This window comes from Saccharothrix sp. ST-888, assembly GCF_000955975.1.
Taxonomy (GTDB): Bacteria; Actinomycetota; Actinomycetes; order Streptomycetales; family Streptomycetaceae; genus Kitasatospora.
Genome location: NZ_JYJF01000035.1, coordinates 16616 through 29088, shown reverse-complemented (window position 1 = coordinate 29088; position 12473 = coordinate 16616). Strand labels below are relative to the sequence as shown.

At 73.0% G+C, this 12473-nt stretch carries 12 protein-coding genes; 8 read left to right on the top strand and 4 right to left on the bottom strand.

All coding sequences use genetic code 11. From position 1 onward, the window contains the following. Nucleotides 1-171: 171 nt before the first annotated feature. From UK12_RS14085 to UK12_RS14065, 5 genes are all read left to right on the top strand, one after another. Nucleotides 172-567 (top strand): hypothetical protein, encoded by a 396-nt coding sequence (locus tag UK12_RS14085; protein ID WP_045303266.1) that lies wholly within the window; start codon nt 172-174, stop codon nt 565-567. A gap of 144 nt (nt 568-711) precedes the next feature. Further along, on the top strand, nt 712-1239 hold the full coding sequence (locus UK12_RS14080) for a MarR family winged helix-turn-helix transcriptional regulator (RefSeq protein WP_063838261.1): 528 nt from the start codon (nt 712-714) through the stop codon (nt 1237-1239). Continuing rightward, nucleotides 1236-2216: an ABC transporter ATP-binding protein gene (locus tag UK12_RS14075; RefSeq protein ID WP_045303265.1), complete on the top strand. Its 981-nt coding sequence runs from the start codon at nt 1236-1238 to the stop codon at nt 2214-2216. The genes UK12_RS14080 and UK12_RS14075 overlap by 4 nt, the downstream gene beginning before the upstream one ends. A gap of 91 nt (nt 2217-2307) precedes the next feature. Beyond that, nucleotides 2308-3063: an ABC transporter permease gene (locus UK12_RS14070; RefSeq protein WP_231591200.1), complete on the top strand. Its 756-nt coding sequence runs from the start codon at nt 2308-2310 to the stop codon at nt 3061-3063. Between the two features lie 102 nt (nt 3064-3165). Further along, nucleotides 3166-4317, top strand: coding sequence for an N-acetylglucosamine kinase (locus UK12_RS14065; protein ID WP_231591199.1), 1152 nt, complete (start codon nt 3166-3168; stop codon nt 4315-4317). Nucleotides 4318-4389: 72 nt separating this feature from the next. On the opposite strand, the gene UK12_RS14060 is transcribed toward UK12_RS14065, so the two are convergent. Then, the gene (locus UK12_RS14060; protein ID WP_156178708.1) at nt 4390-6438 is read right to left on the bottom strand and encodes an HAD-IIB family hydrolase; all 2049 of its coding nucleotides are present in this window, start codon (nt 6436-6438) and stop codon (nt 4390-4392) included. Nucleotides 6439-6855: 417 nt separating this feature from the next. Between UK12_RS14060 and lepB the strand changes: the two genes are divergently transcribed. Then, the gene (gene lepB, locus UK12_RS14055; RefSeq protein ID WP_197084843.1) at nt 6856-7632 is read left to right on the top strand and encodes a signal peptidase I; all 777 of its coding nucleotides are present in this window, start codon (nt 6856-6858) and stop codon (nt 7630-7632) included. Nucleotides 7633-7998: 366 nt separating this feature from the next. On the opposite strand, the gene UK12_RS14050 is transcribed toward lepB, so the two are convergent. After that, a complete protein-coding gene (locus UK12_RS14050) occupies nt 7999-8520 on the bottom strand; it encodes a GNAT family N-acetyltransferase (protein ID WP_045303288.1) in 522 nt (173 codons plus the stop codon). 215 nt (nt 8521-8735) lie between these two features. Here UK12_RS14050 and UK12_RS14040 point away from each other — a divergent pair, with 215 nt between their 5' ends. Beyond that, nucleotides 8736-9581, top strand: a complete 846-nt coding sequence (locus UK12_RS14040; RefSeq protein WP_231591198.1) for a GNAT family N-acetyltransferase — start codon at nt 8736-8738, stop codon at nt 9579-9581. 100 nt (nt 9582-9681) lie between these two features. Here the strand turns inward: UK12_RS14040 and UK12_RS14035 are convergent, their stop codons facing one another. Beyond that, on the bottom strand, nt 9682-10455 hold the full coding sequence (locus tag UK12_RS14035; RefSeq protein ID WP_045303261.1) for an SDR family NAD(P)-dependent oxidoreductase: 774 nt from the start codon (nt 10453-10455) through the stop codon (nt 9682-9684). 86 nt (nt 10456-10541) lie between these two features. After that, on the bottom strand, nt 10542-11018 hold the full coding sequence (locus UK12_RS14030; RefSeq protein ID WP_045303260.1) for an AtaL-like protein: 477 nt from the start codon (nt 11016-11018) through the stop codon (nt 10542-10544). Between the two features lie 250 nt (nt 11019-11268). Between UK12_RS14030 and UK12_RS14025 the strand changes: the two genes are divergently transcribed. Continuing rightward, nucleotides 11269-12447, top strand: a complete 1179-nt coding sequence (locus tag UK12_RS14025) for a PP2C family protein-serine/threonine phosphatase (protein ID WP_082119597.1) — start codon at nt 11269-11271, stop codon at nt 12445-12447. The last annotated feature ends 26 nt before the right edge of the window (nt 12448-12473 follow it).

Sequence of the window (12473 nt, the reverse complement as noted above, 5' to 3'; positions counted from 1 at the left end):
GGGACGGCAACAACACGGCCGGTTACGCTGCCTGTCGGAGGACCTGGAGGCGGCCTGGAGACACAGCCTCGGGCGCCCGGCAAGGGACTCGCGGGGCCCGACAATGCGGCAGTTGGACAGTTCGGACAGGTCCGGGCGGCTCTGGGGAGTTTCGGACAGTGGGGGCGCGCCATGCGTGACAGCACGACACCCGACCGGGCGGGCACCGGGGCGGGAAGGCCGCTCTCCTGGCTGGCCCCCGTGACGGCCAACCTGGGCCTGGGCTATCTCGGGATCCTCCCGCTGGGCATGGCCGTGGTCTTCGTCCGCGACTACCCGCTCGTCCGGCTCGGACTCGGGACACGAGACCCGAACGACAACGACGGGATCCTGCCCTGGCTCATCCTCCTGACCATCGTGCTCGGCTTCTGCCTGGGGCTCTGGTTCCTGGTCAATCTCGCGGTGCGCAGGATGACCGACCTCCACGGGCCCCGGTACTGGCCGGTGAGCGGGCTCACGGCCCTGCTGCCGACCGGCGTCTTCTCCATTCTGCCGGACAGCGCATGGAGAACACCGGGCTGGTTCTGACGCCCCCGCCGCGAGCGGACCGCTGCACCCGCTCGCGCCGTGCCCGCCCTCGCTATGCCTGCTCGCACTGCGCCGCCTCGGCCTGCGCCCGGGCCATCCGTACGCCCCTGCCGTTAGCTCTGCTTGAGAGCTAAAATCGGAGACATGGTGCCGAAGGACCTGGCCGGCGAACTCACCGAGCAGCTGGTCGGCTTCCAACGCGTGCTGCGGCGAAGGCTCCGCAGCGGGCTCGCCGCACCACGACTGCGCGGCGCCCAGGTCGAGTTGCTGCGCCTGGTGTCCGCACGGCCCGGGATCCGGGTCTCGGCCGCGGCCGAGGAGCTGTTCCTGGCCGACAACTCGGTCTCCACGCTGGTCAACCAGCTGGTGCGGGCCGGGCTGCTGGGCCGCGAACCCGATCCGCTCGACCGCCGTGCGGCACTGCTGTACGTCACGCCCTCGGCCGTGGAGCGGCTGCGGGCCTGGGACGCCCGGCGCAGCGCCCTGGTCCGGGAGCGGTTCGCCGCACTGACCGAGGAGGACCGGGCAGCCCTGGCGGCGGCGCTGCCCGCACTGCGCAGGCTCACCGAGAGCCTGCGGCAGGACGAGGGCCCTCAACAGGAACAGTGCCGCCAGGAGCACGCCCAACGGCTGGAGCAGGAGCACTGCGGCCAGGAGGGAGCCCGGACATGACGGCGACAGGGCAGGCACAGCGCCACCGGCCACCGGGCACCACCGGGCCCGGGGCCCTGCGCTGCACCGGGCTGCGGTACTCCTTCGGCAGCACCCGGGCCGTCGACGGGGTCGACCTCGACGTCCGGCCCGGGGAGGTGTTCGGCCTGCTCGGTCCCAACGGCGCGGGCAAGACCACCGCGATCAGGGTGATCACCACGCTGCTGCCGGTCCCGGCGGGCATGGTCGAGGTGTTCGGTCACGACTGCGCCCGGGAGCGGATGGCCGTACGGCGGCTGCTGGGCTACGTCCCGCAGCAGCTCTCCGCCGACAGCGGGCTGACCGGCCGGGAGAACGTCGCGCTCTTCGCCCGGGTCTTCGACATACCGCGCCGCGAACGCGCCGACCGGGTCGACGCGGTGCTGGCGGCCGTCGGACTGACCGAGTCCGCCGACCGGCTCGCCGGCACGTACTCCGGCGGCATGGTGCGCCGGCTCGAACTGGCGCAGGCGCTGGTGAGCGCACCGCGTCTGCTGATCCTGGACGAACCGACGATCGGGCTCGACCCGATCGCGCGGACCAGCGTGTGGGAGCACATCACCCGGGTGCGGGTGGCCACCGGGATGACGGTCCTGGTCACCACGCACTACATGGACGAGGCGGAGCAGTACTGCGACCGGGTCGCCCTGATGCACCGCGGGCGGATCCGGGCCGTCGGCACGCCGGAGGAGCTCAGGACGGGGCTCGGCCGCGCCGCCCTCGCCGCCGGGCAGACCGCCGCCGATCCCTCGGCCGCTGAGCCCTCGGCCACCGGACCGACGGTGACCGAACCGACTGGACCGGCTGGGCCAACCGGACCGACCGCCACAGCGCCGACCCTGGAGGACGTCTTCCGGCACTACGCCGGGAGCGGCCTCGACGGCCGGGAATCCACCGAGGACGGAGGCGACTTCAGCGATGTCCGCCGTACCCGCCGCACCGCGTCCCGCGTCGGCTGACCGGGGCCCGGCCGGAACAGTGCCCGCCGACTCCGCGTCGGACCGGGCGAGCCTGCTGCTGGTGCCACCGCAGCCGCGCCGAGGCTGGCGGATGGTGGTCAACCGGATGCTCGCGATGTGCCTGGTGGAGCTGCAGAAGCTGCGCCACGACCGGACCGAGCTCTACACCCGTGCCGTCCAGCCGGCCCTCTGGCTGCTGATCTTCGGGGAGACCTTCACCCGGCTCCGGGCGATTCCCACCGGCGACGTGCCCTATCTGGACTACCTGGCACCCGGGATCATCGCGCAGTCCGCGATGTTCATCGCCATCTTCTACGGCATCATGATCATCTGGGAGCGCGACTCGGGCGTCCTCACCAAGCTGCTGGTCACCCCCACCCCGCGTTCGGCGCTGGTCACCGGCAAGGCCTTCGCCGCCGGGGTCAAGGCGCTGATCCAGGCCGTCGTGGTGCTGCTGATCGCCGCCGCCCTGGGCGTCTCGCTCAGCTGGAACCCGCTGGACCTGGCCGGGGTCGCCGTGGTGGTGGTGCTGGGCTCGGCGTTCTTCTCCTGCCTGTCGGTGTCGATCGCCGGGATCGTGCTCACCCGGGACCGGCTGATGGGCATCGGCCAGGCCATCACCATGCCGCTCTTCTTCGCCTCCAACGCGCTCTATCCGGTGGCCCTGATGCCCGGTTGGCTGCAGGCGGTCAGCAAGGGCAATCCGCTCAGCTACGAAGTCGACGCCCTGCGCGGCCTGCTGCTCGGCACCCCCGCGCATCTCGGCCTCGACCTGGCGGTGCTGGTCTTCGCCGCCCTGGCCGGCATCGGTGCCGCCTCCGCCCTGATGGGTCGTCTGGCACGCTGACCCGACCGGGTTTTCGGGCCGGCAGAATAGGACCGCTCGGCAGACGTGCCGGCGTCCCACCCCTGTCCGGGAACACCGGTCGACCCGAGAGGCCGAATCCGCTTGCCTGCCGCACCCCGCCCACCCCGGCTGACCCATGCCTCCGGCGCGCCCACCCCGCGCGGCCTTCCGGGCGTGCTCGCCATCGACGCGGGCAACAGCAAGACCGACGTCCTCCTGGTCGGCGAGGACGGCACCGTCCTCGGCAGCGCGCGGGGCGGGGGCTTCCGGCCGCACGTGGTCGGCGCGCGGGCTGCGGTGGCCGCACTGGCGCCGCTGGTCCGGGCCGCTGCGGCGCAGGCCGGACTGCCGCCGGGGCCGAGCACGCCGACGGAGCGGGACACCGTGGCGGAGCTGCACGCGACCGCCGGACAGCACGTGGCAGTCGAGCAGCGTGTGGTGGCCGAGCACACCAGCGCGTGTCTGGCCAACGCCGATCTGCCGATAGAGGAGGAGCGGTTACGGAAGGCCCTGGAGGAGCAGGGCTGGACCCGGTCCGTGGCCGTCCGCAACGACACCTTCGGCGTGTTGCGGGCAGGTACGGAGGGCCCGTTCGGGGTCGCGGTGGTCTGCGGCGCCGGGGCCAACTGTGTGGGTCTGCTGCCGGACGGCCGGACCGCCCGGTTCCCCGCGCTCGGACGGCTGACCGGCGACTGGGGCGGCGGCGAGGTGCTGGCCGCGGAGTGTATGTGGCACGCCGTACGGGCGGAGGACGGGCGCGGTCCGGCCACCGCGCTCGCACCCGCGATCGCCGCGCACTTCGGCCTGCCGAGCGCGACCCGGCTCGCCGAGGCGGTCCACCTCGGCGAGGTGGAGCGGACCAGGCTGCACGAGATCGTCCCGCTCCTGTTCGCCGCGGCCACGGCCGGTGACCCGACCGCTGTCGAGCTGGTCGACCGTCAGGCCGACGAGATCGTCCGGCTCGCCGAAGTCGCGCTCACCCGGCTCGGCCTGCTGCGGACACCGACACCGCTGGTGCTCGGCGGCGGGGTGCTGGCCGCGTACCGGCCACTGCTGCTGGACAACGTCGCCGGCCGGCTGGCCGCCCGTGCACCGCTCGCCGAGATCAGGGTGGTGACCGCTCCCCCGGTCGTCGGCGCCGCACTCCTGGGCCTCGACCACCTCGCGGCCTCCCGCCCCGACGGCGGCCGGGCGGCCCGGCAGCGGCTCCGGGCGGCGTACCCGGCACCGCTCCCGTGGCCGCCGCCCGCATAGCCGCTGAGCTGCTGAGCTGCTCAGCCGCTCAGCCGCTCAGCCGCTCAGCCGCTCAGCCGCTCAGCCGCAGGATCAGCTGTCCGAGGTCCGGATGGCGGCGATGATCTCCGCGGCCCACCGGGTCGGGTGGCGGTGCCCGAGCCGGTCGGCGAGGTCGGCCAGCCGTGCGCGCCGTTCGGCGGGGGTGAGGGAGAGGGCCAAGGCCAGGCGGTCGGCGAGGTCGTCCGGGGAGTTCGGGTCGGTGAGCACTGCGGCCGGCCCCAACTCCTCGGCCGCTCCGGCGTACCGGGAGAGCACCAGCACGCCGGAGCGGCCGACTGCGGCCTGCGCCGCGATGAACTCCTTGGCGGTCAGGTTCATCCCGTCCTGCAACGAAGTGACCCAGAGGACGTCGGCGGCGAGGTAGAGGTCGACCACCTCGGTGAAGGAGAGCGAGCGGGGCCGGTAGTCGATCGGCTCCCAACCACCGCCGCCCCAGGCCCGGTTGACCTCCGCGACCCGCCGTTCGAGCTCCCGCAGCGTGGTGTCGTACGCGGTGATGCCCGGCTCCGGCGGGGCGCAGACCAGCCGGAAGCGGAACCGTCCGCGCAGCTCGGGGCGGCGGGCCAGCAGCATCGCGACCGCGTCGACCTTCTCGACCGGCGCCTTGGCGTAGTCCAACCGCTCGACGGAGAGTACCAGTTGGCCGTCCCCGCGCCGGACGCCCGGCGCCCGGTTACGGGCCAGTGCCTCGATGGTGTCCCGGTCGACGCCGAGCGGATGGACGCCGATCCTCGGCCGCGCGCCGTCCGCGAGGAGCGCCCGGAAGTGTTCGGCGAAGGTCCCGGTGTGGAATCCGGCCCAGTCCAGGTGGCCGAGCGAGGTCCGGATCTCGTCGGCGACGGGCAGCCGGGCGAAGACCTCCGGCGCCGGGAAGGGGGTGTGGTGGAACAGGCCGACCCGCAGGTCGGGACGGGCCTCCTGGAGGATGCCCGGCACCAGCCAGAGGTTGTAGTCGTGCAGCCAGACCGTTCCGCCCGGCCCCGCCTCGTCCGCGATCCGTTCGGCGAAGCGCGCGTTGACCGCCCGGTAGCGCTCCCAGGCGGCGGGATCGAAGCGCAGCCGGCCTGGCTGGGACATCAGCACCGGCCAGAGCACCTCCTTGCACGCCCGGTGGAAGTAGGCCCGCCACTCGTCGGGGCGCAGCGGCAGGAAGGAGAGCGGGATCTTGGTGCCGTGCCCGTCGAGCCGGGCCGCGTGCTCGTCCTCGGCCAGGACGGCGGCGGCCACCCAGGTGGCGTCCAGGCCCCCGCCGAAGAGGCTGCGCAGGGTGGGCAGGATGCCGTTCGGGCTGGACGGCTCCTGCCAGCCGGCCTCCGGGGTCCAGGCGACCGGCGGGCGGTGGTAGCCGATCACCAGCGGCGAGCCGGTCTCGACCCAGCCGAGCTCCAGCAGCGCCTGGAGCACCCCCGCGGCGCCGTGCTGTCGGGGCAGGTGGACGGCCGGCCGGCCCTCCAGCGCGGCGATCAGCGCGGGTTCGGAGTTGCCGACGGCCACGCCGTGCGCACCGAGGCGGAACATGGACAGGTCGTTGCGGGTGTCGCCGGCGACCAGGATGGCGGCCGTCGGCCAGCCCTGCCGGCGGGCGAGCGCGGCGAGCGCGCTGCCTTTGGAGACGCCGCTGGGGAGTACGTCGAAGTAGCGGTCCGCCGAGTAGACCCAGGTGCAGCCCAGCGCCTCGACGGCTTCGGTGATGTCCGGGGTGAGGTCCTCGGGGCGGACGAAGAACGAGCAGCGGCCGTCCTGCGGTACGCCGTCCTGGTAGCGAAGCGCGGGGAAGCGGCGCAGCCGGGCGCGGACGTGTTCGGTGCCGGGCCAGTCGCCGCGCAGCTCGCTCTGGAGGGGCTCGACCGGGGTGTGGTCGGTGCCGTCCAGGACGCTGGCGCCGACGTCGGCGATGATCCAGCGGGGTCGCGGCACCAGTGGGTCTTCCAGCGCCTCGCGCACGGAGGGCAGTGAGCGTCCGGTGGCGAAGACGACCGTCACCTCGGGGTGGCGCTCCAGGGCGTCGCGCAGGCGGCGGCGGTCGACCGCGTCTCCGCCGAGTAAGGTTCCGTCGAGGTCGGTGACCAGGATCGGCACACGGGCTCCCTTCGTCGGCGGGGGCCTGCCGGGAACGACCGTACGGCTCATCGCCGCGTCCCCCACCAACCGTCAGCGCCGACCGGACATCTATTCATACCCCATGCTTAACGCTCTTGATGATGGAGTGTCAGATATCGGTCCTCACGTCCTGTGCCTGGGCTGACCGGAGAGGCGGGGCTCCGCAGCCCGGTGCGCCGACGGCCCGGGAACCGAGCCGCGCCACACGGGTGCCGACCGGCGGCGGGCCGGGAACCATCGCGCGTTGGAGAGGTGGGGGGACGCACCACGCGCCCCCGCACGCGCAGGTACGAACATGGGCACGGGGAGATCCGGATGGGTCGCAGGTGGGGACGGTTTCAAGGAACGCGCGCCCGGGATCGGGTGAAACGTCCGGCATGGGTGGAGATTCCGGTCATGATCGGGATAGCGCTCGCGCTGTCCTTCGTCATCAAGACCTTCTTCATCCAGGCCTTCTACATCCCGTCCGGGTCGATGGAGAACACCCTGCGGATAGGCGACCGGGTCCTGGTCGACAAACTGACACCGTGGCTGGGCTCCACACCGTCACGCGGTGACGTGGTCGTCTTCCGCGATCCGGGCGACTGGCTGAAGGACGAGCCCGTGCCGCACGTCGGCGGCGTGCACCGGGCGCTGAGCCTGGTCGGGCTGATGCCCTCGGCCGACGAGCAGGACCTGATCAAGCGGGTCATCGCGGTCGGCGGGGACACCGTGAAGTGCACGGCGGGCTCCCCCGTCTCGGTCAACGGCGTCGCGCTCGACGAGCCCTACCTCTACCCCGGCGCGACACCGTGCGACAACGACTCGGTCGGGACCGTCACCGTGCCGAAGGGCAAGCTCTGGGTGATGGGCGACCACCGCAACGACTCCGCCGACTCGCGCTACCACCAACTCACCGTCGCGGGAGACGGCTTCGTCCCGCTGGACCACGTCATCGGCCGCGCCGTCGTCGTGGCCTGGCCCGTCACGCACTGGGCCACCCTGCCCGAGCCCGCCACCTTCGACCAGCCGCGGCTCCAGGCGCGCGCCACGGCCGACATCCCTGAGACCGAGGCTCCCGGACTGCTGGGGCTGGCCTCCGCGGTGCCGCTGACCCTCTGGCTCAGGCGCAGGCGTACGGCGGCCACGGATTCCACGCCGACCGGGACCGACGCGCCGCACGGTACCGAGTAGCCGCCCGGCGGTACGGTAAGGCCCGAAACAGCCGGTTCCGTATCGAATCTCCGACAGCCCGCCCGGAACCGAGTCGGGCCGACGGCCTCGGGCGGTCTCCGGCTCCCGGTGGTCTCCGGCTCGGGCGGATCCGCTCGGACGGGCCGGATCGAGTCGGCGAGGGCGGTCGGATGACCACGAGCCAACTGGTCAGGTCCGTACGGTCGGTGGCGAAGGTCATCCAGTAGCCGCGCCGCTCCGACGGATCGCCCGGGACCGGCCCGTAGAACGTTGATGGCTGCCACTGTGTCGGCGTGCGCATTGTGGCCGCAGGCGACGCAGTGGAACCTGCGGGCGGCGGAAGGTGCGGCCGGACGCGGCCGGCCGTCAGCGTGCGGGGCGCTGCCCGACCAACTGCGAGGCCAGCTGCTTGGCCAGCCGCCGCTCCCAGCCCGCGCCGCCGGGCAGCGGGTCGCCGAGAGCTCCGGTGGCGCGGAAGCCGTTGCGGCGGTACAGGGTGTCCGCGCGGGTGTTGCCCGGTGCCACCGACAGCCGGAGGACGGCGGCGCCGCGCTGCACCGCCCAGCGCTCGACCTCCCGGATCAGGAAGTCCCCGACGCCCCGGCCCCGGGCCGGAGGGCTCACCCACATCGTGATCAGCTCGGCGACGTCGTCCTGCTCGGTCGGGACTCCGCTGACCATCCCGGCCGGGGTGCCGTCGAGGAGGGCGACGATGTTGTGCGAATCCGGGATCTCCAGGCGCGAGCGCCAGCGCTCCTCCCGGTCCCCCTCGCCCTGCCAGTCCGCCAGCCGGGCACCGAACGCGTCCGGCGCCTCGACGAGCGAGGCCAGCCGCAGTTCGCGCCAGATCTTCCAGTCGTCCGAGGTCAGTACACGCAGCCCGATCATGCCGGCAGCCTGCCCGCCCGTCACAGCGGATGGCAACCCCAATTACCTGAAAGCCGTCCCGTCAGGCCGTCCTGCGGCTCTGACGGTGCGTCAGACCGTCACGCGATCATCCGGTATCCCCAGCTCACAGGCTGCGGCCGTACGGGCGGCCCGGGGTCCTTCGCGCGCAGCCCGTACGGTAGGGGGCGCACCCGTCTTCGAAGGAGCCGGCACACATGGACAGCACCATCTGGGACACCGTCGACCGCCTGGTCGGCTGGCTCGACCGTGAGAGCCCGCTCTCGGCCGGGGACGAGCGGCTGCTGCGCATCATCAAGCTCTCGGAGGAGGTCGGCGAGGTCGGACAGGCGGTGATCGGTGCGACCGGCCAGAACCCGCGCAAGGGCGTGACGCACTCCTGGGACGACGTCCAGCACGAGCTCTGCGACGTGATCTTCGCCGCCCTGGTCGCGCTGCGCACCCTCAACCCCGAGGCGCGCCAGGTCTTCGCCGAACGGATGGCCTACGTCGAGGCGCGCTCGCAGGCCGACCGGTCGCCCGTGCCCGCGCTCGACCTCCCGTCGACCGGGCGACTGGATCTGCTGTCCCTGCGGGTGGAGCACGCCGAGGAGATGGCCGAGGTGCTGGGCGATCCCCGACTGCACACCTTCACCGGCGGCGAGCCCTACGCCCCACAGGCCCTCCGCACCCGCTACCAGCGGCTGACCGCGGGCTCCCCCGAACCCGGAGAGCTGTGGCTGAACTGGGTGCTGCGCCTGCGCGAGGAGGGCTGCCTGATCGGTACCGTCCAGGCCACCGTCACCGGACCGACCGCCGAGCTGTCCTGGGTCGTGGGCACCCGGTGGCAGGGCCACGGGTACGCCACCGAGGCCACCCGCGCCCTGCTCACCCGCCTCGCCGAGCAGCCCTTCGCCCCAACCGCACCACTCACCACCGTGATCGCGCACATCCACCCCGACCACCACACCTCGGCCGCCGTCGCCACCGCCCTGGGCCTCCGGCCGACGGACCGACTCCACGACGGCGAGATCCGCTGGCAACTCGACCTGAACCACCCGTAGGGGCACGGGATCCGGTCACACGCAGACCGGACCATCAGCACCGAGGACGCCGTCCTCCGGGGGCCCCGACCTGGACGAGGCTGCGCGGCAGGGCGGTGGGTCAGGCCGTGGCGCCGCCGTCGATGACCAGGTCGTGTCCGACCACGTAACCCGACTGGTCGGAGGCCAGCCAGAGCACGCCGTCGGCGATCTCCTGGGTGGTCGCCACCCGGCCCAGCGGGACGGCCGCCGCGACCCGGGCGTCGCGCTGCTCGGTGGTCTCACCGCTGCGGTAGGACATCGGGGTGTCGGTGCCCCCGGCGCTCACCGCGTTGATCCGGACACCCTCGCCGATGTACTCGCGGGCCGCGTTGCGGGTGAGCACGCTGACCGCCGCCTTGGACGCGGCGTACGCGCCGAGGCCCGGACGGCGGCCGTGGAAGCCGATGTTGGAGGCGGCGTTGACGATCACGCCGCCGCCGTGCTGCCGCATGTGCTCGATCTCGTACTTCATCGCCAGCCAGACGCCCCGGGTGTTCACGGCGAACACCCGGTCCCAGACGTCCTCCTCCAACTCGGCCAGCAGGCCTGGCTTTCCGACCGTCCCCGCGTTGTTGAAGGCGATGTGCAGGCCGCCGTGCCGCTCGACCACGGTCGCGACCAGCCGCGCCACCTCGGTCGAGTCGGTGACGTCCGCGGTGATCGCGTCGGCCTTGCCGCCCTCGGCCTCGATGGCGCCGACGGTCTCCGCCAGGCTCTCGGCGGTCCGGCCCGCGACGACCACCAGCGCGCCCTCACGGGCGAAGCTCAGGGCGGTGGTCCGGCCGATGTTGGTGCCGCCGCCCGTGATCAGGGCGACCTTTCCGGTGAAACGCGCAGTCGAAGGTGCAGTCATGAAGATCATCCTGGCATTGAACGGACGGCGGTCGGAGGACTTTCGGCGAACCTGCTCGGCGAACCTGCTCGGCGCAGCTCGCCGGTTCACCGCACCCCGGCGAGCTCCCCGAACCGCGCCGCCGCCGACAGCAGCGCCTGCGTCATCTCGGCCAGCGTGCCCTCGAAGTCCCGGTTCAGCGCCCGGACGTACCCGCTGTCGCGCTCCGCGCGCTCCGTGGCCTCGGCGGTCAGCCGCACCGCGAGGGTCAGGGTCAGTCCGCCGTCCTCGGCCTCGCCGAGCTGGTCGCAGATCTCGGCGAAGTCGGTGCCGTCCGCGTGCCGGAAGACGATCCGGCCCGCCGCCTCGTCCGCGAAGACCCGCTGGACCAGTCTGCGCTCGCCCCGGACCGCCTCGCGCAGGAACCCGTCGGCGTACCGCTCGACCACCGCGCAGGCGGTGATCGCCGGGACGTACGGGACCGGGTTCTCCGCCTTGTCCAGCAGCGCCCGCCACAGCCGGTCCCGCGCGGTCGCGGGGTCTCCGGGCACCGTGACCGGGGTGGTCCAGGACAGTGTCAGCATTTCTTGCTTCCCTCCGAGGGGCGACGGGACGTCGGTCAACAATCCTTTGCACCGTTGCGCCCGGCCTCAACAGAGCTGCGGGGCACTTCGTCACCTCGGCCGGTCTCCCGGGCCACACTCGGCCTGAGACCCTGCCCGGCAGTCCGATCCGCAGCGCGTTCGGCAGCGCGTTCGGAACATCGCCGCTGAGCGGGCCAAACCGCGTGCGGATGTGCCATAAAGGAGGGGAAGAGGAGCAGCACGAGGGACGATGAACACGGCCGAGGACCGGAACCTCCCGCGTCGCGCGTCGGGCCTGCGGGCCCTGACGCCCCCGCGCAGTGTCAAGCCGGTCATGAGCTTCCGGGGCCGGGACGTCTCCTGGGTGCTGCCGGCCGTGCTGTTCGCGGTCATCGCGCTCGGTGACTGGAACTCCTCCGGGGAGTTCCGGATCGTCACCTGGATCGTGCTCGTACCGGGCATCGCGGCGGCCGTCTGCGGCCCCGTGATCACCGCGCTGTTCGCGGCAGCGGCGGCGATCGGCTACCCCGAACTCGACAACGCCTGGCCGCACCCGGACCAGATGGGGCCGACCGACCACGCGCTGGTCGTCGTCGGTGGCGCGGTCGCCGTGCTGGTCTCCTGGCTCCGCATCCGCGCCCAGAACCACCTGCTCCGGGTGGAGAGCGCCGCGGACGCGACCCGTCAGGTGGTGCTCCGGCCGATTCCCCCGGGAACCGGCGGTCTGGACGTGGCCGGGACCTACCTCGCCGCGGACAGCGAGGCCCGGGTGGGCGGCGACTTCTTCGAAGTCCTGGGGACCCCGTACGGTGCCCGCGCCCTCCTCGGCGACGTGCAGGGCAAGGGGATCAGTGCGGTGTCTGCGGCCTCGGCCCTGGTCGGCACCTTCCGGGAGGCGGGCTTCCACGAGCGGGACCTGGTCACCGTGGCCGAGCGCCTGGAGAGCCGGATGGTCCGCAGCAACGACTACTCGGCAGCCATGGGCCGGCCCGACGAGCGCTTCGCCACCGCCGTCCTGGTGTCCTTCCCGGCATCGGCGGACGGCTCGCCCCCCGACTGGATCGAACTCGTCAACCTCGGCCACGAAGGCCCCCTCGCCATCGGGCCCGACGGCGTGCGGGTGCTCCCCGAGGGAACCCACCCGCCGCTGGGCCTGGGCGCGCTGGTCGACGGACCCCCGCAGTCCGTCCGGGTGCCCTTCGGGGAGACCGACAGCCTGCTGATGTTCACGGACGGGGTGAGCGAGGCCAGGGACCGCAGCGGGGTGTTCCTCCCCGTCCGCTCCCGGCTGGCCGGGACACCGGGCCCCGACCGGCTCACCGTCACCGAACTGGTGGCCCTGGTCGAGCGGATGGTCCTCGACCACACCCGGGGACGGCTCGGCGACGACACCGCGATCCTGGCCCTTCGACGCCTGCCGGGCCGGTAGCCGGCCGTTCCGGCAGTGCGTCCGGC

What these genes read in the sequence shown, in the direction of transcription:
- UK12_RS14085 (WP_045303266.1), top strand. Translation starts at nt 172, where the DNA reads ATGCGTGACAGCACGACACCCGACCGGGCGGGCACCGGGGCGGGAAGG.
- UK12_RS14080 (WP_063838261.1), top strand. Translation starts at nt 712, where the DNA reads ATGGTGCCGAAGGACCTGGCCGGCGAACTCACCGAGCAGCTGGTCGGC.
- UK12_RS14075 (WP_045303265.1), top strand. Translation starts at nt 1,236, where the DNA reads ATGACGGCGACAGGGCAGGCACAGCGCCACCGGCCACCGGGCACCACC.
- UK12_RS14070 (WP_231591200.1), top strand. Translation starts at nt 2,308, where the DNA reads ATGGTGGTCAACCGGATGCTCGCGATGTGCCTGGTGGAGCTGCAGAAG.
- lepB (WP_197084843.1), top strand. Translation starts at nt 6,856, where the DNA reads ATGATCGGGATAGCGCTCGCGCTGTCCTTCGTCATCAAGACCTTCTTC.
- UK12_RS14050 (WP_045303288.1), bottom strand. Translation starts at nt 8,520, where the DNA reads ATGATCGGGCTGCGTGTACTGACCTCGGACGACTGGAAGATCTGGCGC.
- UK12_RS14040 (WP_231591198.1), top strand. Translation starts at nt 8,736, where the DNA reads ATGGACAGCACCATCTGGGACACCGTCGACCGCCTGGTCGGCTGGCTC.
- UK12_RS14035 (WP_045303261.1), bottom strand. Translation starts at nt 10,455, where the DNA reads ATGACTGCACCTTCGACTGCGCGTTTCACCGGAAAGGTCGCCCTGATC.
- UK12_RS14030 (WP_045303260.1), bottom strand. Translation starts at nt 11,018, where the DNA reads ATGCTGACACTGTCCTGGACCACCCCGGTCACGGTGCCCGGAGACCCC.
- UK12_RS14025 (WP_082119597.1), top strand. Translation starts at nt 11,269, where the DNA reads ATGAACACGGCCGAGGACCGGAACCTCCCGCGTCGCGCGTCGGGCCTG.